We start from the raw sequence: 25,118 nt of genomic DNA on the forward strand, positions 1-25,118 counted from the left end.
ATAAAAACTCAGGAGCGTAAAGCCGCTCCCGATAAATTAGAATACGTAGTAAAGAAGAGCAAAGACGGGAAATGCAGCGGTTAGGCTATCGATGCGATCAAGCACGCCGCCGTGACCTGGAATGATATTACTGCTGTCTTTAATGCCTGAGATGCGTTTGAACATACTTTCCACCAAATCACCGAGCACGGAAATGACAACCGTGATAAGCGTAATGATGACCATATGAACTGAGCTCGTGAAGTGAATATCAAACCAGTCAGCAAATAACCAACCAACAAGCAGAGCGGCAATGATGCCTCCAATCAAGCCCTCAATGGTCTTATTGGGACTAACATTTGGAGCCATTTTGCGCTTACCCATACTTTTACCAGCAAAGTAAGCACCACTGTCTGCAGCCCATACCAAGAAACAAACGAAAAGAACGAGCTTTGCGCCGTGGTATGGATCTACCGTGATATCTGTCGCTCTCAGAATAATGACGCTCCAAAGAAACGGAAGTAACGTCAGGAAACCAAAAAGATGCCTCAGAACAAGGCTACTCTGCCAAGTTTTTGTGGTTTTTGGGTAGGTAATAGCCATTAAACTGGCAATAATCCACCATACAAATCCAAGACCAAGCATCACATAATGAGGCGTCGATAAGTGGTTGAGACTATTTGCCTCAGGAGAAATGTATAAAAAACTAAGTCCGGTGATAAATGCTGCCGGAATAAGGGCTGCAATTCGAGAGCGACTGCCTGTAAACTGGGTCCACTCCCAAAATCCTAACAAGGTTATCGCTGTCAATGCGATGATAAAGCCCATCAGGGGTAACTTAAAAATGCCTAAAATAACCAGGGGAGCTAAAATTAGTGCCGTTATTATTCTCTGTTTCAAACTAACTAGTCCTTATTGAGCTGCCATCAATGCCTTTACTTGTTCACCAGTGCAGCCAAAACGACGCTCTCGGTTGATAAACCAAGTTACCGCTTCTACTAAGCTGTCTTCATCGAATTCTGGCCAGTATTCTGGTGTAAAGTACATCTCAGCATATGCCATTTGCCACAACATGAAGTTGCTGATACGGCACTCACCACTGGTTCGGATAAGAAGATCCACCTCAGGTAAGTCAGCCATGGTCAAATGTTCGGTGATTAATTGCTCGTTTATATCCTCTACACGTATTTCACCATTACGTGCTTTTTGTGCTAAAGCTTTGGTTGCCTGTGTGATATCCCATTTGCCGCCATAATTTGCTGCAATGTTAATCACCATGCCGGTGTTTTCCGCCGTTAGTTTTTCTGCTTCGATAATCTTCTTTTGCAGACGCTCGCTAAATCGGCTTGTATCACCGATCACTCGCAACTGTAAGTTGTTCTTATGTAATTTTTTTACTTCACTGGACAGAACTGAAATAAACAGTTCCATCAAAAGGCCAACTTCCTCCTCGGGACGACGCCAGTTTTCACTGCTGAAAGCAAATAACGTCATCGATTTTATACCGAGCCGAGAAGCTGCCGCGACCGTCTTACGAACCGCACTCACGCCTTTCTTGTGGCCGAATACACGAGGTTTTCCTTTGGACTTAGCCCAACGACCATTACCGTCCATTATGATGGCAATATGTTTAGGAAGGGAGTCAGAGAAGGCTTGAGAATTTTGCATAAGGAGTTAATTGAATTCCATCAGTTGGACAGACTAACATAAAAAAACGCTGAGCTGTGAGCACAGCGTTTTCCAACAGTGATGTAGGTGGGAGTATTAAACTTCCATCAACTCTTTTTCTTTTGCAGCAAGAACTTCGTCGATCTTCTTAACTGCAACGTCAGTCAGTTTTTGGATCTCGTCTTGTGCTTTACGATCTTCGTCTTCAGAGATTTCTTTGTCTTTTAGAAGCGCTTTAAGATCGTTGTTTGCGTCACGACGGATATTACGTACTGCAACACGACCACCTTCTGCTTCACCACGAACGATCTTAACAAGGTCCTTACGACGCTCTTCTGTTAGCGGTGGAAGTGGAACGCGAATGATAGTACCTGCAGACATTGGGTTTAGACCAAGGTCAGACATCATGATCGCTTTTTCAACTTTTTGAGTTAGCTCTTTGTCGAAAACGGTGATTGCTAGAGTACGAGCGTCTTCAGCTACAACGTTCGCTACTTGGTTTAGAGGAGTAGCAGCACCGTAGTACTCTACCGAGATACCAGAAAGTAGGCTTGGGTGTGCACGACCAGTACGAACTTTTGCAAGGTTGTTCTTTAGCGCTTCAACGCTTTTGTCCATGCGCTCTTGAGCGTCTTTTTTAATTTCGTTAATCACGGTTTCACCTTAAAAATATCATCTTTCCTGAAGAAAGCTTAAAAGGGTTGAGCAAAGCGAAACACCATCCAACACCTCTTGGATGGTGTCTAGAATTATGCGTCGCCAGAGTTGATCAGCGTGCCTTCTGCTTCACCCATCACCACGCGACGTAGTGCGCCTGGCTTGTTCATGTTAAATACGCGGATAGGCATTTTGTGGTCACGAGCAAGTGTGAACGCAGCCAAATCCATTACTTTAAGCTCTTTATCCAGAACCTCTGCGTAAGTTAGCTTATCATACAGCTCTGCGTCAGGGTTTGCTACTGGGTCAGCAGTAAATACACCATCAACTTTCGTTGCTTTTAGAACTATATCTGCTTCGATTTCAATACCGCGTAAACATGCAGCAGAGTCAGTAGTAAAGAATGGGTTACCCGTGCCCGCTGAGAAAATCACCACTCGACCACCGCGCAATTGGCTGATTGCGTCTGCCCAGTTGTAATCATCACATACACCGTTTAATGGAATCGCTGACATTACACGAGCATTTACATAAGCACGGTGAAGAGCGTCACGCATTGCCAAACCATTCATTACCGTTGCAAGCATACCCATGTGGTCACCCACAACACGGTTCATACCAGCAGCTGCCAGGCCTGCACCACGGAACAAGTTACCGCCACCGATAACTACACCCACCTGAACACCTAGTTCAACCAGTTCTTTAACTTCTTGGGCCATGCGATCTAGGACCGCTGGATCAATGCCAAAACCGTCTTCACCTTGAAGAGCTTCACCACTCAGTTTTAATAGAATACGTTGATACGCTGGTTTAGGGTTCGTAGTCATGGAGTTTACCTTCCAAAGAGAGTTGTTGATTAACAGTCATGAATAGACACAAATACATTTATAGCTATTCATCACGGCTAATCGTCTACCGCTCATAAAAAGACCGCAGCCTTGGCTACGGTCTAATCTTTATGCAGTCTCTAAGGATTAACCTTTTTGAGCCGCAGCAACTTCTTCAGCGAAGCTCATTTCAGCTGCTTTCTCGATACCTTCACCTACTTCTAGGCGAACGAAAGTAGAAACTGAAGCGCCTTTTTCTTTCAGCATTTCGCCTACAGTTTTCTTAGGCTCCATGATGAATGCTTGACCAGTTAGAGAGATTTCGCCAGTGAATTTCTTCATGCGGCCGATAACCATCTTCTCTGCGATCTCAGCAGGCTTGCCTTCGTTCATAGCGATTTCAACTTGAACTTCTTTCTCTTTAGCAACTACGTCAGCTGGTACGTCTTCTGGGTTAACGTACTCTGGCTTAGATGCTGCAACGTGCATTGCAACGTGCTTAAGAGTTTCTGCGTCGCCTTCACCAGCAACAACAACACCGATTTTCTCACCGTGACGGTAAGAAGCGATTGCAGCACCTTCAACGTACTGTACACGACGGATGTTGATGTTCTCACCGATTTTAGCTACTAGAGCTACGCGAGTATCTTCGAATTGAGCTTGTAGTTCTTCAACTGAAGCTTTTGAAGCTAGAGCTGCAGTTGCAACGTCTTCTGCGAATGCAGTGAAGTTACCGTCTTTAGCAACGAAGTCAGTTTGGCAGTTAACTTCAAGAAGAACAGCAACGCCGTTTTCTTCTTTGATGATGATTGCGCCTTCAGCTGCAACGTTACCAGCTTTCTTAGCTGCTTTCGCTGCGCCTGATTTACGCATGTTTTCAATTGCTAGTTCGATGTCTGCGTTTGCTTCTACAAGCGCTTTCTTACATTCCATCATGCCAGCGCCTGTGCGCTCGCGAAGTTCTTTAACTAGAGCAGCAGTTACAGTTGCCATTCTGTATTCCTCGTTTGATTCGAAATAAGGTAAAAAACAGGGGCCGAACATTGTTGGCCCCCATTACTAACTATAACTTAGTTTATGCTACACAAAGGTTTCACATAGACCAAGTGTGACTAGAGCCGCTATTATTCAGCTTCTACGAAACCGTCTTTTTCAGCAACTACAGCTACGTCTTTGTTACGACCTTCAGTTACTGCTGTACCAGCAGCGTTTAGGTATAGCTGTACTGCGCGGATCGCGTCGTCGTTACCTGGGATAACGTAGTCAACGCCGTCTGGGTTAGAGTTAGTATCTACCACAGCGTATACTGGAATACCTAGGTTGTTAGCTTCTTTAATTGCGATGTGCTCGTGATCAGCGTCGATTACGAATAGAGCGTCTGGTAGGCCGCCCATGTCTTTGATACCACCAAGAGATTTCTCTAGCTTCTCCATTTCACGAGTACGCATTAGAGCTTCTTTCTTAGTTAGTTTGTCGAAAGTACCGTCTTGAGACTGAGCCTCTAGGTCTTTTAGACGCTTGATAGACTGACGAACCGTTTTGTAGTTAGTTAGCATGCCGCCCAACCAACGGTTGTTCACGTAGAACTGGTTGCTTGCGATAGCAGCTTCTTTAACAGCTTCAGATGCAGCGCGCTTAGTACCTACGAATAGAACTTTACCTTTTTTCTCGCCAACTTTAGCTAGTTCAGCTAGAGCGTCGTTGAACATTGGTACAGTTTTTTCTAGGTTGATGATATGAACCTTGTTACGAGCGCCAAAGATGAACGGCTTCATTTTTGGGTTCCAGTAACGAGTTTGGTGACCGAAGTGAACACCAGCTTTTAGCATATCGCGCATTGATACAGTTGCCATTTTAAAATCCTCTATGGGGTTAGGCCTCCACATCCCCCATAACTCCGACCAAGCTTCTGCTCAGCACCCCGGAATATGTGACGGAATGTGTGTGATTTAAAGATAAAAGTTTGTCGGATGAAACCAGCTTCGTTGCTTTAGCTTTCACTAAGCAAAGAGAACAGACCTCTATTCCGGCGCGCTTTATATCATATTTTAGCTCAAGATGGCTAGTAAAAATTGTTTCTTATACTTTTCATTTTAGGCAGGATGCTTCCCGACTCAGCCTTAACTCTCTTACTACACTTCAAGTAAGAATGACTCATATTCTTAACTGGCTTGGGTTCATCGCCCGATGTCTGTTAGAATGCGGCCATTCGCACGTTTACGTGCTTAGGAATAAGTAGAGAAAGCCAATGTCAATCAAGATTAAAACTGCTGAAGAAATCGAACGCATGCGCATTGCGGGCAAGCTTGCCGCAGACGTTCTGGAGATGATCGAACCGTACATCAAGGTCGGCGTGACGACAGAAGAACTCAACAAAATTTGTCATGAATACGCACTAGAAAAAGGCGCGTACTCGGCACCGCTTGATTACCATGGATTCCCTAAATCGATTTGTACCTCTATCAACCATATCGTCTGTCACGGCATTCCAGCCGAGAAAGATGAGATTGGCAGTAACGGCCAACTAAAACCAGCGGTACTAAAAGACGGCGACATTATTAACGTCGATATTACCGTCATCGTCCCTAACGATGAAAACGCAGACCTGAGCGTTCGTCCTCAAGGTTACCACGGTGACACCTCGAAGATGTTCCTAGTTGGTGAAGTATCGCCTGCTAATAAACGTCTTTGCATGGTAACTCAAGAAGCGCTTTACATTGGCATGCGCCAGGTAAAACCAGGAGCTACGGTTGGTGACATTGGTACGGCTATTGAAAAGTACATTAAAGAAAACAATAAGAACAACCCTCGCAACAAGTTCTCTATTGTGAAGGATTTCTGTGGTCACGGCATTGGTGATGAGTTCCATGAAGAGCCACAAGTGGTTCACTACAAGAACAAAGATCGTCGTGTCCTAAAAGAAGGTATGTGTTTCACTATCGAGCCAATGATTAACGCAGGTAAGTTTGGTTGCAGTGTCGATGCACAAGATGACTGGACGGTATACACAGGTGATGGCAAAAATTCAGCTCAGTATGAGCACACCATTGTGGTAACGAAAGATGGTTGTGAAGTCCTGACTCTTCGCAGCGACGATACCATTCCTCGCCTGATGAAAAACGCGTAATAATTTCAATCAATGATATCCCCGCTCAAGCGGGGATATTTTTTATCTGCATCAAATTTGTTAGATTGCTAATAGTTTTAGCTTGCACGGATAGCAAATATGTCACTTCAGTCCCCTCTTACGTTTACCGATGAACAGATCAATATCGGGGAACTAAAACAAGAGCTAGAGAGATTTGGCTCGGAACAAAAACAAGAATTCCTTAATCACCATCCTGTTACAAGCTTGGTTCTCGCCCGAGCGGAGTACATGGATTTACTTCTCAAGCGTTTGTGGCAACACTTTGGCTTCAACGATATTTACAATATCTCTTTGGTTGCAGTGGGCGGATATGGTCGTGGAGAACTTCACCCCCTCTCAGACATTGATATCCTCATTCTTTCGAATAAGAAACTACCAGGCTCACTAGAAGCAAAAATCAGCGAGTTTATTACGCTTTTATGGGACCTTAAACTAGAAGTTGGTCATTCCGTTCGAACCGTTAGTGAGTGTTCTGAAATTGGTCGCAATGACCTTACGGTCGCCACCAACCTTCAGGAAGCGCGACTGCTGTGTGGAAGCGAAGACACCTTCGAGGCACTGAAAAAAGTCGTGTTATCTGACTCATTTTGGCCCAGTGAAACCTTTTATCGCGCCAAAATACAAGAACAGAGAGAACGTCATGCTCGTTATCACGACACCACATACAATCTAGAGCCTGATATCAAGTCAACCCCTGGCGGCCTGCGCGATATTCATACGCTTAGCTGGGTTGCTCGCCGACACTTTGGTGCTACCTCTTTGCTAGAGATGAGTCGTTATGGTTTTCTGACTGATGCCGAGTATCGAGAGTTGGTCGAGTGTCAGGACTTCTTATGGCGTGTTCGTTTTGCTTTGCACTTAGAGTTGCGTCGCTACGATAACCGTCTGACTTTCGCTCATCAAGCCCAAGTTGCAGAGAGCCTTGGCTACGTTGGCGAGGGTAATCGTGGGGTCGAAATGATGATGAAGGAATTTTATCGCACCCTTCGTCGCGTGGCAGAACTGAACAAAATGTTGCTCAAACTGTTTGACCAAGCCATCATCAATGGTGGCATCACGGAAAATGCAGAAATATTAGATGGTGATTTTCAGCGACGCGGCTCATTGATTGAAGCCCGAAAGCCAGCTTTGTTTCAAGCTCGACCAGAAACCATCCTCGATATGTTCTTACACATCGCGAATGACTCTAGTATTGAAGGGGTCAGCCCCCCTACTTTACGTCAGTTGCGAACCGCTCGCCGCCGCTTGAACAAGTTTCTGCATACCATTCCCGCTGCGCGTGAAAAATTCATAGCGTTGTGCCGACATCCGAATGCATTGCACAAAGCATTTAGTTTGATGCACCGCCTTGGCGTCATGGCCGCTTACCTGCCGCAGTGGAGCCAAATTGTTGGCCAGATGCAGTTTGACCTTTTCCACGCTTATACCGTTGACGAGCACAGCATCCGCTTGCTTAAGCACATTCATACATTTAACGACCCAGCTAATCATGAGAAGCATCCAATTTGTTGCGATATCTACCCTCGCATGCAAAAGAAAGAACTGCTGATCATTGCGGCAATTTTCCATGATATTGGTAAAGGAAGAGGGGGCGATCACTCGGTGATTGGTGAGGGAGAAGCGTACGATTTCTGTATAGAGCATGGTCTATCGAAACCAGAAGCGAAACTCGTCAGCTGGTTAGTAAGACACCACTTGTTGATGTCCGTTACCGCTCAACGACGAGACATCTACGATCCGGACGTGATTACTGAATTCGCCAAAAAGGTTCGTGATGAAGAGTCGCTTGAATACTTGGTTTGTCTGACAGTCGCGGATATTAGCGCGACCAATCCAGAACTCTGGAACGCCTGGAAACGTACTCTACTTGCGGAGCTATTTTACTCTACCCAGCGTGCTCTCCGTCGTGGCTTGGAGAACCCAGTTGATGTGCGTGAACGCATCCGCCACAATCAACAAATGGCGTCAGCGATGTTGCGCAAGGAAGGGTTCTCAGCGCGTGAGATAGAAGTGTTGTGGCAGCGCTTCAAGGCCGATTACTTCCTGCGTCACACCCATACTCAGATTGCGTGGCACTGTGAACACTTACTGCGTATGGACGATCTGACCAAGCCATTGGTGTTGATCAGTAAAAAAGCCACTCGTGGTGGTACTGAAGTTTTCGTTTATAGCAAAGACCAACCTGCGTTATTTGCTACCGTCGTGGCAGAACTCGACAGACGTAACTTCAACGTGCATGACGCGCAGATCATGACAAGTAAAGACGGACATGTCATCGATACCTTCATTGTTCTTGACCAACACGGTGAAGCGATCGATGAGTCTCGCCATGCTGCGGTAATCAAACACCTAACTCATGTGTTAGAAGACGGTCGGCCAACAAAGATTAAAACCCGCCGTACACCGCATAAACTCCAACACTTTAATGTCAAAACCAAAGTGGACTTCTTACCGACCAGAGGTAAGAAACACACCTTGATGGAGTTTGTTGCGCTAGATACCCCGGGCTTGCTGGCCAAAGTCGGCCGTACTTTTGCGGATTTGAACATTAATATTCATGGCGCAAAAATTACGACTATCGGAGAGCGAGCGGAAGACTTATTCATTCTCACCAGCGGAACTGGCGGAAGACTCAGTGAAGAGCAACAAAATGCGTTGCGAGAGCAGCTCATTGAGACACTTTCTGAGGCGGTAACCGATTAAGTAAAGGAACTCTAATAACGTGGGCAAGAGCGATAGCGATCTTGCCCACAAGTTGAGCAATTTAACTAATTATCAGCTATCTAGCACCTACATAGGCTGCTAAAGTAAAACTGGTATCATTTCCGTATATAGAGGTAGCCTATGTTTCCACACCTCACTGGTTTGGGCATTCAAGACCCAAAACAGATTGAACGTTATTCCCTTCGCCAAGAGGCACATAAAGATGTGCTGAAGATCTACTTCCAAAAACAAAAAGGCGAGCTCTTCGCCAAAAGTGTCAAATTTAAATACCCACGCCAAATCAAAAATGTACTTGTAGACAGTGGCAGCCACCAATACAAAGAAGTCACCGAAATCAATCGCAACCTCACTTTAGTTATCGATGAGCTAAATAAAATCACCAAGCCAACCAAGGTGGCTGAAGTCGACGTCAAACAGAAAATCTTGTCTGATCTTCGCCATTTAGAAAAAGTCGTATCCAGTAAGATCGCAGAGATCGAAGCGGATCTAGAAAAACTTAAGTAACGATTGAAATAGATAAAAATAATAAGGGGTTGGTAAATTCACTAACCCCTTTTTTCATTTTGTTTTTGCGAATGAGTGCAAACGTCAGCTCATTTTGCTAACGAGCGCTTCATCCCATTCAAATCGAGCAAATAACTGCTGCCATGTCTCATCGATATTCGCTTTCATCACGATTTCTGCATTGGTAAACGGATGAACAAAACGAAGCTCTGATGCATGCAATAACAAACGGTGAGAATCAAATTCAGTTCGATACAGTTTGTTGTGCTTACCATCACCATGAGAAGTGTCACCCACTATCGGATGGCGTAGGTGGGCCATATGACGACGAAGCTGGTGCTTACGCCCCGTTTTGGGTTTCATTTCCATTAGACAATAGCGTGTGGTTGGAAACTTCCCAGTAGAGTACGGTACTTCAACTTTTGCCAGAGGTTTATAGACTGTGATTGCTTCTTGCGCTTCTTTTTCTTGCGAAGCGAACTTGTCCGCAATTTTATCCAATTCGACTTTAAGCGCGTAATCTAAAACGCCCTCTTCCTCAATCCAGCCACGCACGATGGCATGATAGGTTTTTTCCATTTTATGCTCAGCAAACATCGGCATCACTTGAGATGCGACCTCACTGGAAAGTGCGAATACCAATACTCCAGACGTTGGTCGATCTAAACGGTGCAGCGGAAAAACATGCTGGCCAATTTGATCACGCAACGTTTGCATGACGAACTGGGTTTCATGTTTGTCTAACCAGCTACGATGTACCAGCATACCGGCAGGCTTGTTCACCGCGACAAAGTAGTCATCTTGATAAACAATCTCCAATTCAACTGGAGAAACGGCTTGTGATGTTTCTTGTTCTGACATTGAGGTTACTTGCATAGTTCGTCGATAGTTTGGATGGTTCTCAATAGCTCAGCGTATTGCGGCTCTTGTTTCCACACCTCTGAAAAATAGGGTTCCATTGAAAAGCCACGTGGCAAAGGCTGGTTACTTTCAGCCAAAACGCGCATTCGGGCAATAAATATCCACTGTAACCATTCATGTGGATGAAGGGTATCTATCGCGAACGGCTCCACACTTTGTAATGCTTGTGGCGATGGCATCGTTTGTTGCCAAAGTTGGAGCTTGTGCAGTTGCGCTTCAAGTTGGTGAAGTAATTCCGCCAATTTTGTGCTTGTAGTCATTAACTTTTACATATCGAACCTTGAATTAGCCGAGAATGATACCATCTCTTGTGAAAAGAACGTTAGGACGTCGTATTTAATGGAAAACATTCAGACCCTCACTCAATTGCTGCACAACAGCAACTGTGATTATCAAATCTTCGACCTTGGTCGTCGCATCAAGGCCATTGAGCCACAAGTATTTGCCGATGTGGAAAAAGGACAGTGTCCGTATCCTTTCCCGATGCAACGCAAAGCACATCTGGCTATTGCTTACTGGAATGAGCAAAAGCAACCTTGGATTTGGTTTCTTAAGTTCGAGCTCGATGAACGCGGCGTATTGAAGCAGTCTGATATTGGTAACTTCATAAAATACGTGGTTGAAGCCATGGGGACACGCCTAAGTGACGATATGTCGGAAGATCAGCAACAAAAGCTGTCCAATAACCCATACACCTTCAAACCTTCTGAAGACAAAATGGCGGTATTCCATAGTTTAATTCGCTCTAGTTTGGATCTGCCCACCAGCCAATATTACGAACATACACAGCACTATTTTTCTGGTGGTCTTGGATGGGAAAACTGGCAGACTGTCGGTCTACAAGGCATTACCGACATGGCAGCTCGCTTAGGCAAAGAACAAAATGCCGTAACCCTGCGTAAAGCGATTCACCACCTACCAAATGAGCCTTTGTATGCGTTGTTAGGGGCACTAGAACACGTAGTTCTTCAAGAGCGTCTTGCAGAGCGTATCGCGGAAAAAGCGCACAAAGAGATAGAAAGTAACGAACCCGATCTATTCTTGCTGTCTGCACTCATTCGAGCATTAGCAGGAGCGCCTACAAACATCGCTCTTCCTGTATTAAAAGCGATTCTGCAAAGCCCTCGTCTCAGCCACCAAGAAGTACTGATTGGCATTGCAGGCCGTACATGGCATCTGTTATCAGACGCAGAAATCGCAGAACAGTTCTTATTGCGCCTCGCTCAAACAGGCAATCAAACCCTGTTTAACCAACTCTTTGCTGATTTAGTCATGCTGCCAGAACTGAGAATGGTCTTACTGCCATTACTGCACTCCAGTCCATCCGAAGAGTTGACGCGAGCTCTCGTCAATTTGCAGCAAGCGACAAAGGGTTAATAAAGGATTAGGGATGATCGGAGATCTACTGGCAATATTAGGACTGTGCTTTTTCTGTTTTCTATTTTGGCAACAGCGCCATCAATCTGAACTGGCAAAAGCAGCAATAACAAGGAAATGTGAACAGTTGGATCTCCAATTGGTGAGCATCGCTTTTGGTTCGCATAAACTAAAAACGCCAGATGGACTCTGGCGTTGGCATACTGTGTATCAATTTGAGTTTTCATCCCTTGGCGATGACTGTTACCAAGGGGAATTAACTATGGTTGGTTTCAGGCCGCAGAGCTTTCACCTACCGCCTCATCGCTTGTAAAGGTCATTTCAAAGTAAGGACCGTATAAGTCCTTACTTTCACGGGTGACAACAAAGCCAAGCTTTTCCAAAACCGCCAATGAAGCGTGATGACCACTGTTAACATTCGCGGTAACTTTGTGCAGGCCTAACTCTCGACAAGCTTTCGGGAAGAAAGCCTTCAACGCTTCTGTCGCTAACCCTTTCCCCCAGTAAACTTTATCAAAGATAAATCCTAATTCTGGCTCGGAATCGAGCTGAGAAATAAAGATATGCCCCATATAATCACGGCTGGAACTTTCGAGTACAGCCAGACTATAAATATTTCTATCATCCAGTATTTTTTCAAATAGCTGTTTAGCAGACGCTACAGTATGCGGACCGTTCATTTCGGCGCGGTTTTTTGCGCAGCAGTTAAGCATTACAAACTCGAGTTGTAACGACTCATCGTAGGGTAGAAGAAGCATTCTTCTGGTCACTATGGCCACATCATTTCCTTGATTACAACAAACCAAAAATACCCGCATATCGCATATTCTAAAGATACGATTCATCACCTGCGGGGCATAAAACTATGTAGAAAAGCCAAAAGTAAACCAACTGATTGGAATGGGCACTATTCGATAATTGCTTAATTAACAACATGTTGAATTGCAATTTATTATTATATTATTCTTATCTTATGATAATGATTTTATTAAAGTCACTAAATGCCACGTAGGAATCGTCTGACAATGCTGTCAGTTCTTAACGACTTCCTTATTTTTGGTTGTACCAGCCATTCGAGCGCAATTAATCGCCTCTTCTCACCAATGACGTCATACTGACCAAATTTAAAGCATTTACTTTAAATAAGAAAAACCCCGACACATAAGTATCGGGGTCATGATCTTACTCGCAGCAGTCCGGCTACTAAATAATGCTCCATGCATCATCCATAATAGTGACTGAATCCATCAGTCCTGTCCTTCGTCGCCGTCCTAGCGGTGTCCTTATCAATCCTGATAGCCAACATTCCCCGTTAGCGCACTTCACTTGTTCCTTGAGCGGTGTCCATTGCATCGTCCTGATGCTGTCCTACCTCAATCCTATGAGGGGTCCATTGCCTGTCCTTAGTCATCAACATCCTATTGATGATTGTGTCCTTACAATGTCCAGTGCTCCTTGCTTGTTCACTCATCCCAAGTGACCAAATCGTCTTCCTGACGATGACCTAATCCGTGGTGCTTTCCTGTTCCGTGTCTGCATCCTGCTGACAAGGTTTAATTTACTCTTTTCTTTTGCAATCACAATCATGCCCACTAACATTTTTTCAGGATTTAATTGTTAAATAAAGGTTAAATCCATATATATCAATGCATTAAAGCGAGGTCTTTCTGTTTATCTGCTAAAGAAATCGTTTTCTCTCACACCCCTTGTAAGAGATCTCTTACAAAGCACAATCCAAATTGCCATTCGCTAAATGCGGCCGCTCAACGTATTATGATAACAATATCGTTGTTAAGGATTGAAAATGTTAACCCAAGACGTCACTAAAGAACTGGAAACAGTAATGGAACAGCTCCAACAAGAGGGCAAAGAACCGAGTGTGGCTCTAGTTAAAGCACGAATGAAAACGCCCGTTCCTATGCCTGCACTCATCGCTACGATTAAGAGCTGGAAGAACGCTAATCGTGTTCCAAAAATTGAAATCGCCGCACAAAAAACGTCGGAAGAAGATCGCCTGACTACGCTTGAAAATACAATCGCACAATTGACTGCACGCGTAGAAGAGCTAGAAAAAAAACTGAGCGAGAAAAAATCATGAAGCTTTGGGTAGATGCAGATGCTTGCCCGAAAGTCATTCGAGAGACAATTGTTCGTGCAGCAGAACGCACTGGTGTTGAATGTACTTTCGTCGCCAACCACGTTGTACCGGTTCCGAAAAGAGCAAATATCCATTCGCTTCAAGTACCGGCAGGCTTTGATATTGCCGATAACGAGATTGTGAGACGAGTGGAAGCCAACGATTTGGTGATCACCTCCGATATCCCACTCGCCGATGAAGTGATAACCAAGGGCGCACTGGCATTGAGTTCTCGTGGAGAGCTTTATACCAAAGACACCATTAAAGCTCGCCTCAACATTCGTGATTTTATGGACACCATGCGTTCTAGTGGTATCCAAACCGGTGGTCCCGCTTCACTGTCACAAACAGAACGTAGAGAATTTGCCAATCACTTAGATAGAATTCTCGCCAAGCGTTAATCAGGCCTTAGAAACGGAAAAAGCCTGCGAAGTTCGCAGGCTTTTTTTTGGAGCTGTGTGAGGTGCTTTTTATTAAGGCGTGTAGTAAGTTGCCGCGCCTGGACCTACTGGTAGACCAAATACGAATACCCATAGGTAGAACAGCACACTCCAACCTACGATAAAGCAGATTGAGTAAGGCAACATGGTCGCGATTAACGTACCGATACCTAGGTTCTTCATGTAGCGAGTTGCAACCGCTAGGATCAGACCAAAGTAGCTCATCATTGGTGTAATGATGTTGGTTGTCGAATCACCGATACGGTAAGCAGCCTGAATAGTTTCAGGAGCGTAACCAACCAGCATAAGCATTGGTACGAAAATTGGCGCTGTTACTGCCCACTGTGCCGATGCAGAGCCGATCATCAGGTTGATGAAGCCACACATTAGAATGAATGCAAAGAACAACATTGGACCAGTCAGACCGATGCTTTGCAGGAAGTCTGCACCCGCAACTGCGAATACCTGACCAAAGTTCGTCCATTTAAAGAAAGCAACAAACTGCGCTGCAAAGAATACCAGTACGATGTACATGCCCATAGAAGACATAGATTTAGACATCGCATCGATAACATCGCGGTCAGTTTTCATCGTGCCTACAACTTTACCGTATACAAAGCCAGGGATAGCAAAGAATACAAAGATGAAAGCAACGATACTTTTCAGGAATGGTGAGCCTGCAATAGTCCCTGCGTCAGAGCGTAGAACGCCGTCTTCTGGAACGATTGTCCAAGCCAATAGCGCAGATACTGCCAGAATAGCAATACCCGCCATTTTCAGACCTTTCTTCTCTAGGTCTGTCAGGCCACCCATTTTGTCTTTAGACAGATCTTCTGAGGCTTCTTCCTCGTTGTATTTGCCAAGTTTTGGCTCAACGATTTTTTCAGTAACAAATGCACCCATGCCTGCAATAAAGAAAGTAGAGACAAACATGAAGTACCAGTTTACTTCTGGGCCTACTGTGTAGTTTGGATCGATCATTTGAGCTGCAGTTTCAGTGATACCTGAAAGCAGTGGATCAACCGTACCGATAAGTAGGTTTGCAGAGTAACCACCGGATACACCAGCAAATGCAGCTGCAAGACCAGCAAGAGGATGACGACCTAATGAATGGAAAAGCATTGCAGCCAGTGGAATTAATACCACGTAGCCAAGCTCTGATGCTGTGTTAGAAATGATACCCGCAAAAACGACCGTCACTGTAACCATGCGCTGAGAAGCACCCATTACAAGACCACGCATCGCTGCTGAAAGTAGGCCTGAGTATTCTGCAATTGCAACGCCAAGCATTGCTACAAGTACTGTACCTAACGGTGCGAAACCAACAAAGTTTTTCACTAGGTTAGTAACGATAAGTTGTAGGCCATCAGCATTAAGTAAGCTGACAACGTGGATCATACCGTCTGCCGAACGACCACTTGCGCCCTCAGGACGAGGGTCCATAACTGAAACTTCGAAGTAACCAGCTATACCCGACATCACCAAAATGGCTAAACAGAAAATGGCAAATAGTGTAATCGGGTGGGGTAATAGGTTCCCCAAATATTCGACAGTATCTAAGAAACGCGTAAACAGCGGTTTCTTAGGCGTGTTTTGTTTAATTGAAGCAGATGAACTCATCTGTTCCCTCCTTGTTTTTATTCCTATGCAAATGTGACAAAGGTGTCAAAAAGCGAGCGAAGGGTAATTGAGTTATAAGTCAATTAAAAGTCAAAAACGTTACAAAGTGTAAAATAAAGACAAATTTTTAACCAACAATACTTAAAAATGCAGTTATTTCATCCATATAAAACACACAAAGCAACACTATCAATTAAACAAAACGACAGCCAACCGATAAGCTCTCTCTATTTCTGTACCGCCTTGAATCTAGGATTCGTTTTGCAAATAACGTACAAGCGCCCTCTGCGCTTCACTATCTGACAATCCGGATGACGATTCTTTGCACTTTTTAGAGATTTAACTACTTTCATGATTTATTCCTTAGTCCTTCTTAAACTGACCAAAACGACGATTGAAATTAGCAATACGTCCTTCAGTCTGAACCACACGTTGTTTGCCTGTGTAATACGGATGAGATTCTGACGACACATCTAGTGTGAAGTAAGGGTATGTTTTACCGTCTTTCCATTCGATGGTACGGTCGGTTTGCAGTGTTGAACCAACAACGAAATATTTATCTACGCTGGTGTCGTGAAATACCACTGGGCGATACTCAGGGTGGATACCTGGCTTCATCATATTTTCCTTTTGATGCTAATGTTATGTTATAACATTTTAATTAATAATAATTATCAACAAGAAAAGCAAGAGAAATTTGTGATACTTTTTGCGTTACATACACTCTTAAAGATGATCACTATGTATTCCATTGAGCCAATTGGCATCATTGAAACCCCATATAAAGAAAAGTTCGCGGTTCCTCGTCAACCGCGACTAGTTCCCGCAGCAAAAGCAAGAGTAAAACTTTTGGGCGAAGCAAATAGCCCCGAGGCGGTCAGAGGTTTAGAACAGTTTTCTCATATGTGGTTACTGTTTATGTTTGATCAAAATTTAGAGGCAGGCTGGAAACCAACAGTCAGACCACCACGTTTAGGCGGCAATGAAAGAATTGGTGTGTTTGCTTCTCGCTCCACTTTTCGGCCAAATGGTATCGGTATGTCAGCAGTGGAAGTAAAGGGCGTGACCAAGCAAGGTGACCAAATCTACATAGATCTAGGTAGTGTCGATTTGGTTGATGGCACTCCGATTGTCGACATTAAGCCTTACATCCCCTACTCGGATTCGATTCCAGATGCGCAAGGAGGCTATGCGGGGGAAGAGCCAGAAAAGTCACAAGTAACTTTTTCTTCGCAAGCACTTTCATCGCAATCGCTGGCGATGGTGAAAAATCGATCCGATACTGATCATGTTCTGTCCGTGATCGAACAAGTGTTAGCGCAAGATCCTCGTCCCGCCTATAAGAAAAACAAGCCGGACAATAAAGAATATGCAGTAAATTTGTTCGATTTAAACGTGAAGTTCATCGTTACGGGCAACTTAATAACGGTTACCGCGATCGAAAGCTTTTGACAAAGCCAATTGGCTGATATTATAGGCGGCTAACAAATTTCCCATTGTGGGATTTCCATACTCTCGTCGGCACCGACTTGAGTAATCAACTTAAATAAACGGATAAATTTAATGCGTACCAGTAATTATCTTCTTTCTACTCTGAAGGAGACTCCAAACGACGCAGAAGTAGTGAGCCACCAGCTCATGCTACGTGCAGGTATGATCCGTAAGCTGGCTTCAGGTCTATACACCTGGCTACCTACTGGTCTACGTGTGCTGCGTAAAGTCGAAAACATCGTTCGTCAAGAGATCGACAATGCAGGTGCTATCGAAACTTTGATGCCCGTTGTTCAGCCGTTTGAACTTTGGGAAGAGACAGGCCGCAGCGAAAAAATGGGACCTGAGCTACTTCGCTTTACTGACCGTCATGAACGTCCGTTTGTTCTTAGCCCGACCGCTGAAGAAGTGATCACCAGCTTGGTGCGTAACGAGGTAAACTCTTACAAACAACTTCCTCTGAACCTTTACCAAATCCAGACGAAATTCCGTGATGAACGACGTCCACGCTTTGGCGTCATGCGTTCTCGTGAGTTCTCGATGATGGATGCTTACAGCTTCGACATCGACAAAGAAGGTCTACAAAAGACATACGATTCGATGCACGATGCATACTGCAAAGCATTTGATCGCATGGGTCTGGATTACCGCCCTGTACTTGCCGATAGCGGTGCAATTGGTGGTAGCGGCTCTCAAGAGTTCCACGTACTGGCAGAAAGTGGTGAAGATCTTATCGCCTTCTCTACGGAATCAGACTACGCAGCGAATCTTGAAAAAGCAGAAGCTTTAGCACCTGCCGACTCTGCTCCAGCGCCAACTCAAGAGATGACACTGGTAGATACACCAAATGCGAAAACAATCGCGCAGTTGGTAGAACAACACGGTCTTCCGATTGAGAAAACCATCAAGACACTGTTTGTTAAAGCGTCTGATGAAGTGGATGCACCGATCATTGCCTTGCTCGTACGTGGTGACCACGAATTGAACGAAGTAAAAGCAGAGAACCTCCCACAAGTTGCAGCACCATTAGAAATGGCGACAGAAGAAGAGATTCGTGCTCTTGTCGGCGCAGGTCCAGGTTCACTTGGTCCAGTAGGCCTTAAACTACCGTTCATCGTTGATCGCAGCGTAGCGGTAATGAGTGACTTCGGTGGTGGTGCTAACATCGACGACAAACACTACTTCGGTATCAACTGGGGCCGTGACGTTGAGCTTGGCCAAGTTGAAGACCTACGTAACGTGGTTGAAGGTGACCCAAGCCCATGCGGTAAAGGTACCCTACAGCTTAAACGTGGTATCGAAGTTGGCCACATCTTCCAGCTAGGCAAGAACTACTCTGAGAAGATGAACTGTGGCGTGCTTGGTCCAGATGGTAAGAACGTTATTCTGGAGATGGGCTGTTACGGCATTGGTGTTACTCGCGTAGTTGCTGCTGCTATTGAACAGAACCACGATAAGTACGGTATCATCTGGCCAGACGCGCTTGCGCCGTTCCAGGTAGCAATCGTACCAATGAACATGCATAAGTCAGAAGAAGTGAAAGAAGCGGCTGAGAAGCTGTACGCAGAACTGACCGCAATGGGTATCGAAGTCCTGTTTGATGATCGTAAAGAACGTCCAGGCGTTATGTTCTCGGATATGGAACTCGTAGGCGTACCGCACACGGTCATTATCGGCGATCGTTCAATGAAAGAAGGTAACTTCGAGTACAAGAACCGTCGTTCTGGTGAGAAAACAGCCGTAGCAATGGCTGATATCGTTGAGCACATTAAAGCTCAACTTCAATAAGTACTAAACGGGTCTTATTGCTTGAAAGGGTTGGCTTCGGTCAGCCCTTTTTTACGTATACCACTCACCGAACAGAAAGCGACATGTTCAAACCACTCGTCGAACAGCGAGGTACGAGTGTGATTCAGAATCTACTTTTCAAGTTCTATGTTGCTAAGGAAACCCAAAACTTCTCAGCTCGCTGATTTTAGATTCCTGATGTCGCCAAGGCTCCTCGGAATGACATCAATAATTAAAAATAAGTCACGTACAACGATAACTTCTGATGTGATTAATCCATGTTCAATTCAAACCACAAATTGAGGTAAGACAAGTCTCTGCTTTGAGTTTCAAATCCGCTATGTGTATATTTGAGAGCAGTTATCACTTTTAAGGATTATGTAATGCAAGTATACGGCTGTTGTGAATTAGTTCGTGAGCTTTACGCTCAAATCGGCAGTGGCGATCAAGCTTATGTGCCTCAAGCAATTTCTTGTGCATTAAAAGCTCTGAATGACGTTGCTGCAAACGAGTCATTACCACGAGAAACTCGTGAAGCGGCAGCATTTGCCGCAGCAAACTTACTGATTTCTGATTTTGAGGATAAGTAATGAATCTGGCGAATTTTGAATCTATGGATCCCGTGATGCTGATGAGCATCGTCAACATGAAACTGCGTGATGACTTTGGTGGTGATTTGGATAAGCTAGTGGCTTTCTTTGATATTGACCGCACAGCGCTGGAAGCGAAACTAGCAACCGCAGGATTTGATTTCCTTCCGGAAGCCGGTCAATTCCGTTAATTCTCTTTTTCGAACAAGAATACAAAAAGGGCTTGATGATTGCTCATCAAGCCCTTTTCTTTTATCTCTGTGCCCGGTAATTATCCGAATGAAGCCCAGATAACGGTAGCCACAAGCACCGGACAAACAAACTTCACGTACGCTGGCCATAGTTTACCAAACCAGCCTTGAGTAAACTCTGGGAAGCCTTGCTCAAGCTCTTTAATCTTCGAGTTACGGCTCCATACCCAGCCACCAAACAGACAGAACAGTAGCGCCGCCATTGGTTGTAAGTACTGAGTCGCCACGGTTGCCACCAAGCCAAACATTGCGCCAAAGTTATATACGATCACCACACTGAACAGAGCAATCAAACCACCCAGCACCCAACTGGTTCCGCTACGTGGAGTATTAAAACGCTCACTAACCAGAGCCACCGGACACTCAAGCATCGAAATTGATGATGTCAGCGCGGCAATAGTAAGTAGTAAAAAGAACACAATCGCGAATAACTGGCCAAGTAAACCCAAGCTATCAAACATCAGAGGTAATACCGTAAATACCAACGTATCTGAGCTGAGAAGCGATCCATCTTCCGCGTAAATCTGAACGCCTTTCTGCATCGCCACAAACATCGCTGGCATGACAACCAAACCAGCAATAAAGGCCACTGCAGTATCCACTAAAGTTACGTTCATCGCCATTTTAGGCAGGTTCTCTTTTTTGCTTAAGTAAGAACCGTAGATCAGCATTGAACAGCCACCAATGGTCAGTGAAAAGAAACCCTGCCCCATTGCAGCCAAGATAAGCTTTCTGTCCCAAATCTTTTCAAAATCAGGTACCAGGTAATGCTTAAGGCCTTCCATCGCACCGCTTTGCGTCATGATGTAAACGAACAACAATGCAAACAAAACGAACAGAGCTGGCATCAAACGTGTTGACCACTTTTCAATACCTTGTTTAACTCCACCTTGTACGATCAAAACCGTGAGAACATAAAAAGTAATCGTACCAAACAGATTGCGCTCTACACTGAACCCTTTAAACCAAGCGGTAATAGCTTCCAACCCCATGATGTCAGTGATCGCACCGAGCAAAAAGCAGATCAACCAGCCACCAACAATGGAGTAAAACGCGAGCACCGCACTTGGTACACTCAGACCGATCCAACCAACCATGCCGCCAAACTTTTTACCGACAGAGTTATGGGTCAACGCACGCATGCTGTCAACAGGGTTCGCCTGACCATGTCGACCAATCGCCATTTCAACCACGAGCATAGGAAAAGCAACGATAAGAATCATCACTAAGTAAACTAACAAGAACGCACCACCACCATTACTGGCAGCTTGCGTAGGAAAGCCCCAAATATTTCCCAGACCCACTGCCGCACCTGCTGCGGCTAAAATGAATCCGAGACGAGAGCCAAAATGCTCACGAGGCTGAGAAGAATTTTGTTGTGTCATACCACTCACACAGAATATCAATGAACTAGCTGACTAGTACATTATAGAAATATCAACTAATCAGCAAGAGTAAGCAGGTTAATTATTCGACAACAAGAACAATCAGCAGAGATTCAGATTGTAAAATATTACGTACATCTCAAATTTGGTCATCGAAATACGAGTTACTGTATTTTAAGTTCTCTGAGATCACATCGGTGAATGCTCAATAAGGCATCGGGGATATGAGATGATTTAGACGTTTACTGTTAGCAAGAGAGCGCACGTTGGCGCTCTCTTTGTTTGTTGATGTGCAGAGATTAAATCGTAAAGACTCGATAATCTTTCAACTCTGGAATTTTCTTCAGGACATTATCTTCCTGGACAACCATATCATCCAGAGAGTCGCACAACTCTTCTGCTTTCTGCTCTAAGCCGCTCGAGTGTTCATTAATACGTTGTTCAACTTTAGCACTTAGCTCCGCCATACTTTCAGACAGTGCTGTCAGGTTAAGACCGTCTTCTTCTTGCATCTTATTGGATAATGCTTCAAACGCACTTGCTAAGAACTCTTTGTTGAAGATCTCCTGAGCTTTAGCAAAATCGTCCGTCCAGCTTTGTGTCATCGACTCAAAGCTTTCAGCAGGCAGAATAAAATCACCGTCTTTGTAGTAGCGTGATTCGACGTCTGCAAAAAACGTTTGTACTGAAGCTTTCACATTGTCAAACGCACCAGGGGCATCCAAACTCGCAGCGACATCATCGATGATGGCAGTTGCCAGCTCTAAACCATCACTCGCCAATTGTTTAGCCTGGGGGATGTACGCATTCATTTTCTCTCGGTAACCTTCAATCGCCGCTTTCTGATCGGCATCGAGTTGGACTTGCTCCCCTTTAATAAACAGGTTGTTTTGTTCATCGACAACCGCTGTATCACCAGTGGATTGATGAATTTCCAAATTCTGTCCATCCATACGAACTTCATTATTGATGTCCACACGACACTGCGCTGTATAGCCAGAAGCACTCACTACCAGCAATGAAAGTGTAAGCAGTTTCTTCATGTCTTTCTCTTTTATCCAACTTTACTATCGTTAAACATAACACTGGGTTATATATTTGATGTCAGAAAACCATCACCACCGAATAACCCATTGTTTTATTACCAATTTTAACATCAACTTCATCCCCTTCCTCTTTCCCAACTAGTGCTCGACCAAGTGGGGATTTCGCCGTTAAGACAAAGACTTGTTTACCTTGCCACTCAACCGTTAAACCACCAGAGCAAGGGCCGATGAAAAAACACTTTTCTTTCAAATCAACATCTTCCAACAAGACAAAAGCCCCGACACCAATCGGTGCGTCTGTAAAGTCTCTAATGATAAGAGAACGGTACTGCTGTAACTCTTGTTCACTTTCCTGAACGCGCATTGCCTGACCGTGAGCAAGGTAAGAGGCTTCTAACGCCAGCGTGTCATACTTGTGTTCAGGAACCGTCTCTTCATCCGTCGCGGCATCGATCGCTCTCTGGGTAGAAGCGTGCGCAATTTGCAGCTTTTCTTCCAACTGCTGAATGATAATTTGGACTAACTCTGCTTTGTTCATACTTTTTGGACGCGCGTTATACAATCAGGATATGTTAATGTGCTCTAGTTTATCATCAAAGAAAGGTTTCCCTATTATGCTAAGTCTACCATTGCAGCAAACACTTCAATCTGTGTTTGGTTTTGACTCATTACGCTCAGGTCAACAGCCAGTCATTGAAGCTGTCATGAATGGAGACTCTGCAGCGGCAATCTTTCCAACCGGATCAGGAAAATCACTTTGTTATCAATTGCCCGCCACGCAGCTGCCAAACCTGACTTTGGTGATTTCGCCACTCCTTGCGTTAATGAAAGACCAGCTTAGCTTTTTACAAAGTAAAGGCATTGCGGCGGCATCCATTGACAGTAGCCAAAGTCGAGAAGAATCTCAGCAAGTGATGGCAGGGGTGAAAAACGGCCAGATAAAAATTCTGATGATTTCAGTTGAACGGCTCAAGAACGAACGGTTCCGTGAGTTTATCCGTCAGATCCCTATATCATTGATGGTCGTGGACGAAGCACACTGTATCTCCGAATGGGGACATAACTTTCGTCCCGACTACCTGAAGCTACCGCAATATCAGAGTGAGTTGAATATTCCTCAAACGCTGTTGCTTACCGCTACGGCAACACCTGCTGTTATTAACGACATGCAGCAGAAATTCAATATCGCCAGTGAGAATATTACCGTCACGGGCTTTTACCGTCCTAATCTGGATATTTCTGTCATTCCGTGCACAGAGTCAGAGAAACAGACTCAGCTTAACAGCATCGTTGCCAAGCAGCCTACTCTGCCAACCATTGTGTATGTCACTCAACAACAAACTGCTGAGCAGGTGGCAAAATCGCTGATTCACATCGGCATTAACGCCCATGCTTATCATGCAGGGATGAAGAGTGACGTTCGAGAACAAATCCAACAGCAATTTATGGGTAACCAAATTGACTGCATCGTGGCGACAATCGCGTTTGGTATGGGAGTAGACAAGTCGGATATCCGCCGTGTGATTCACTTCAATCTGCCGAAATCAATTGAGAACTACGCACAAGAAATTGGCCGGGCAGGACGTGACGGTCAACGCTCTGAATGTATTCTCCTTGGCAATTCATCTGGCTTAACCGTACTAGAGAACTTTGTTTATGGTGATACACCTGAACGTACCTCTATCAAGTATGTTTTAGAGCAAGCTCGTGAACATGCTCCACAGTGGGAAATCGTACCGCTGCGCCTGTCTCGTGAAAGTAATATACGTCAGTTACCACTTAAAACCCTGCTAGTGTATTTGGAGTTAGAGAAAGTCATCAAGGCGAAATACAGCTACTTTGCCGAGTATCGCTTTAAGTTTCTCCAAGACCAGCAATTTATCCTCAATCAGTTTCAAGGTGAACGACGCCAGTTTGTAGAAGCCATCTTCACTTGCTCGACAAAAGCCAAAGTATGGTGTCAGGTAGATTTAGACGCACTCTGGATGCACTATCAATCAGAACGAAGCCGTGTGGTCGCTGCACTGGATTACTTTCATCAAAACGGCTGGATTGAATTGGAGAGTAAACAATTAACCGACGTGTATACTGTACTTCCAAATCAACAACGCTCTGAGAATCTGGAACAACATCTTTACGAACTGTTCCAATCCAAAGAACACAAGGACATCGAGCGAATTCATACCATGCTGAGCTTATTCCAATCGTCAGATTGCTTAAGTTATCAGCTCGCACATTACTTTGCGGATCACAACGCACCTACTCAATGTGGTCATTGCTCGGTTTGTCGAGGCCAAGTGGCTGCGTTTCCAACTCAGGTAAATGAACTGCCCGAGCACAAACAGATAGTGTCTTGGGTGAATGAGTTTGTGCAATTGTCTCCAACAACCATCAGTAATGAGGCGGTTGCCCGGTTCTTGTGCGGGATAAGTACCCCACTTATCAGCCAGCTTAAAGCGACAAAAAAATCCGGCTATGGCGCGATGGAAAATGTATCCTTTGATAAAGTCATCGAGCAGGTCAGTAAAGCTCGAACTTAAAAGAAACAGTTGTTAATAGAAGCTG

At 44.7% G+C, this 25,118-nt stretch carries 27 protein-coding genes; 12 read left to right on the top strand and 15 right to left on the bottom strand.

Annotated elements, in window-relative coordinates; genetic code table 11:
• Positions 1-36: 36 nt before the first annotated feature.
• The 6 genes from L3V31_RS05595 to rpsB form a co-directional block, all read right to left on the bottom strand.
• On the bottom strand, positions 37-879 hold the full coding sequence (locus L3V31_RS05595; RefSeq protein ID WP_237315140.1) for a phosphatidate cytidylyltransferase: 843 nt from the start codon (positions 877-879) through the stop codon (positions 37-39).
• A gap of 12 nt (positions 880-891) precedes the next feature.
• Positions 892-1,647, bottom strand: coding sequence for an isoprenyl transferase (locus tag L3V31_RS05600; RefSeq protein ID WP_014232761.1), 756 nt, complete (start codon positions 1,645-1,647; stop codon positions 892-894).
• 96 nt (positions 1,648-1,743) lie between these two features.
• Complete coding sequence (frr, locus tag L3V31_RS05605; RefSeq protein ID WP_237315141.1) at positions 1,744-2,301, bottom strand: ribosome recycling factor; 558 nt, start codon at positions 2,299-2,301, stop codon at positions 1,744-1,746.
• A 95-nt stretch (positions 2,302-2,396) separates the two neighbouring features.
• On the bottom strand, positions 2,397-3,131 hold the full coding sequence (gene pyrH, locus L3V31_RS05610; protein ID WP_237315142.1) for a UMP kinase: 735 nt from the start codon (positions 3,129-3,131) through the stop codon (positions 2,397-2,399).
• 147 nt (positions 3,132-3,278) lie between these two features.
• Positions 3,279-4,124 carry a translation elongation factor Ts gene (gene tsf / locus L3V31_RS05615; protein WP_237315143.1) on the bottom strand — a complete coding sequence of 282 codons (846 nt, stop codon included), beginning with the start codon at positions 4,122-4,124 and terminating at the stop codon, positions 3,279-3,281.
• A 131-nt stretch (positions 4,125-4,255) separates the two neighbouring features.
• Complete coding sequence (gene rpsB, locus L3V31_RS05620) at positions 4,256-4,984, bottom strand: 30S ribosomal protein S2 (RefSeq protein WP_237315144.1); 729 nt, start codon at positions 4,982-4,984, stop codon at positions 4,256-4,258.
• Between the two features lie 395 nt (positions 4,985-5,379).
• Here rpsB and map point away from each other — a divergent pair, with 395 nt between their 5' ends.
• From map to L3V31_RS05635, 3 genes are all read left to right on the top strand, one after another.
• Positions 5,380-6,258, top strand: a complete 879-nt coding sequence (gene map, locus L3V31_RS05625) for a type I methionyl aminopeptidase (protein ID WP_237315145.1) — start codon at positions 5,380-5,382, stop codon at positions 6,256-6,258.
• A gap of 99 nt (positions 6,259-6,357) precedes the next feature.
• Positions 6,358-8,982: a bifunctional uridylyltransferase/uridylyl-removing protein GlnD gene (gene glnD, locus L3V31_RS05630; protein ID WP_237315146.1), complete on the top strand. Its 2,625-nt coding sequence runs from the start codon at positions 6,358-6,360 to the stop codon at positions 8,980-8,982.
• Positions 8,983-9,123: 141 nt separating this feature from the next.
• A complete protein-coding gene (locus tag L3V31_RS05635; RefSeq protein ID WP_237315147.1) occupies positions 9,124-9,507 on the top strand; it encodes a DUF3461 family protein in 384 nt (127 codons plus the stop codon).
• An 84-nt stretch (positions 9,508-9,591) separates the two neighbouring features.
• On the opposite strand, the gene truC is transcribed toward L3V31_RS05635, so the two are convergent.
• Positions 9,592-10,368, bottom strand: coding sequence for a tRNA pseudouridine(65) synthase TruC (gene truC, locus L3V31_RS05640; protein WP_237315148.1), 777 nt, complete (start codon positions 10,366-10,368; stop codon positions 9,592-9,594).
• Positions 10,369-10,373: 5 nt separating this feature from the next.
• Positions 10,374-10,688, bottom strand: a complete 315-nt coding sequence (locus L3V31_RS05645) for a YqcC family protein (protein ID WP_237315149.1) — start codon at positions 10,686-10,688, stop codon at positions 10,374-10,376.
• Positions 10,689-10,767: 79 nt separating this feature from the next.
• On the opposite strand from L3V31_RS05645, the gene L3V31_RS05650 reads away from it, so the two are divergent.
• A complete protein-coding gene (locus L3V31_RS05650; protein WP_237315150.1) occupies positions 10,768-11,805 on the top strand; it encodes a DUF3549 family protein in 1,038 nt (345 codons plus the stop codon).
• Positions 11,806-11,818: 13 nt separating this feature from the next.
• Complete coding sequence (locus L3V31_RS05655) at positions 11,819-12,118, top strand: DUF3301 domain-containing protein (protein ID WP_237315151.1); 300 nt, start codon at positions 11,819-11,821, stop codon at positions 12,116-12,118.
• Here the strand turns inward: L3V31_RS05655 and L3V31_RS05660 are convergent.
• Positions 12,078-12,563 (bottom strand): GNAT family N-acetyltransferase, encoded by a 486-nt coding sequence (locus L3V31_RS05660; protein ID WP_237315394.1) that lies wholly within the window; start codon positions 12,561-12,563, stop codon positions 12,078-12,080. The two genes, L3V31_RS05655 and L3V31_RS05660, sit on opposite strands and share 41 nt — an antisense overlap.
• A gap of 1,046 nt (positions 12,564-13,609) precedes the next feature.
• On the opposite strand from L3V31_RS05660, the gene L3V31_RS05665 reads away from it, so the two are divergent.
• Positions 13,610-13,903: a hypothetical protein gene (locus L3V31_RS05665; RefSeq protein WP_237315152.1), complete on the top strand. Its 294-nt coding sequence runs from the start codon at positions 13,610-13,612 to the stop codon at positions 13,901-13,903.
• Positions 13,900-14,343, top strand: a complete 444-nt coding sequence (locus L3V31_RS05670) for a YaiI/YqxD family protein (protein ID WP_237315153.1) — start codon at positions 13,900-13,902, stop codon at positions 14,341-14,343. The genes L3V31_RS05665 and L3V31_RS05670 overlap by 4 nt, the downstream gene beginning before the upstream one ends.
• Before the next feature lie 72 nt (positions 14,344-14,415).
• On the opposite strand, the gene L3V31_RS05675 is transcribed toward L3V31_RS05670, so the two are convergent.
• The 3 genes from L3V31_RS05675 to L3V31_RS05685 all read right to left on the bottom strand — a co-directional run bounded on the left by L3V31_RS05675 (position 14,416) and on the right by L3V31_RS05685 (position 16,620).
• Positions 14,416-16,002 carry an AbgT family transporter gene (locus L3V31_RS05675; RefSeq protein WP_237315154.1) on the bottom strand — a complete coding sequence of 529 codons (1,587 nt, stop codon included), beginning with the start codon at positions 16,000-16,002 and terminating at the stop codon, positions 14,416-14,418.
• Between the two features lie 227 nt (positions 16,003-16,229).
• The gene (gene ykgO / locus L3V31_RS05680) at positions 16,230-16,355 is read right to left on the bottom strand and encodes a type B 50S ribosomal protein L36 (RefSeq protein WP_004744821.1); all 126 of its coding nucleotides are present in this window, start codon (positions 16,353-16,355) and stop codon (positions 16,230-16,232) included.
• Between the two features lie 10 nt (positions 16,356-16,365).
• On the bottom strand, positions 16,366-16,620 hold the full coding sequence (locus tag L3V31_RS05685) for a type B 50S ribosomal protein L31 (protein WP_237315155.1): 255 nt from the start codon (positions 16,618-16,620) through the stop codon (positions 16,366-16,368).
• Positions 16,621-16,743: 123 nt separating this feature from the next.
• Between L3V31_RS05685 and tsaA the strand changes: the two genes are divergently transcribed.
• The 4 genes from tsaA to L3V31_RS05705 all read left to right on the top strand — a co-directional run bounded on the left by tsaA (position 16,744) and on the right by L3V31_RS05705 (position 20,062).
• Positions 16,744-17,454 (top strand): tRNA (N6-threonylcarbamoyladenosine(37)-N6)-methyltransferase TrmO, encoded by a 711-nt coding sequence (tsaA, locus tag L3V31_RS05690; RefSeq protein WP_237315156.1) that lies wholly within the window; start codon positions 16,744-16,746, stop codon positions 17,452-17,454.
• A gap of 111 nt (positions 17,455-17,565) precedes the next feature.
• Positions 17,566-19,281 carry a proline--tRNA ligase gene (locus tag L3V31_RS05695; RefSeq protein ID WP_237315157.1) on the top strand — a complete coding sequence of 572 codons (1,716 nt, stop codon included), beginning with the start codon at positions 17,566-17,568 and terminating at the stop codon, positions 19,279-19,281.
• Positions 19,282-19,664: 383 nt separating this feature from the next.
• A complete protein-coding gene (locus tag L3V31_RS05700) occupies positions 19,665-19,871 on the top strand; it encodes a YaeP family protein (RefSeq protein WP_237315158.1) in 207 nt (68 codons plus the stop codon).
• Complete coding sequence (locus L3V31_RS05705; RefSeq protein WP_015297152.1) at positions 19,871-20,062, top strand: DUF4250 domain-containing protein; 192 nt, start codon at positions 19,871-19,873, stop codon at positions 20,060-20,062. The genes L3V31_RS05700 and L3V31_RS05705 overlap by 1 nt, the downstream gene beginning before the upstream one ends.
• A gap of 80 nt (positions 20,063-20,142) precedes the next feature.
• Here the strand turns inward: L3V31_RS05705 and L3V31_RS05710 are convergent, their stop codons facing one another.
• From L3V31_RS05710 to L3V31_RS05720, 3 genes are all read right to left on the bottom strand, one after another.
• Positions 20,143-21,507 (bottom strand): sodium-dependent transporter, encoded by a 1,365-nt coding sequence (locus tag L3V31_RS05710; protein WP_237315159.1) that lies wholly within the window; start codon positions 21,505-21,507, stop codon positions 20,143-20,145.
• Between the two features lie 299 nt (positions 21,508-21,806).
• Positions 21,807-22,550, bottom strand: coding sequence for a YggN family protein (locus L3V31_RS05715; RefSeq protein ID WP_237315160.1), 744 nt, complete (start codon positions 22,548-22,550; stop codon positions 21,807-21,809).
• A 61-nt stretch (positions 22,551-22,611) separates the two neighbouring features.
• Positions 22,612-23,091, bottom strand: coding sequence for a GreA/GreB family elongation factor (locus tag L3V31_RS05720; protein WP_237315161.1), 480 nt, complete (start codon positions 23,089-23,091; stop codon positions 22,612-22,614).
• A gap of 76 nt (positions 23,092-23,167) precedes the next feature.
• On the opposite strand from L3V31_RS05720, the gene L3V31_RS05725 reads away from it, so the two are divergent.
• The gene (locus tag L3V31_RS05725; protein ID WP_237315162.1) at positions 23,168-25,093 is read left to right on the top strand and encodes a RecQ family ATP-dependent DNA helicase; all 1,926 of its coding nucleotides are present in this window, start codon (positions 23,168-23,170) and stop codon (positions 25,091-25,093) included.
• Positions 25,094-25,118: the final 25 nt, after the last annotated feature.

It is taken from the genome of Vibrio sp. J1-1, assembly GCF_021728395.1.
Taxonomy (GTDB): Bacteria; Pseudomonadota; Gammaproteobacteria; order Enterobacterales; family Vibrionaceae; genus Vibrio.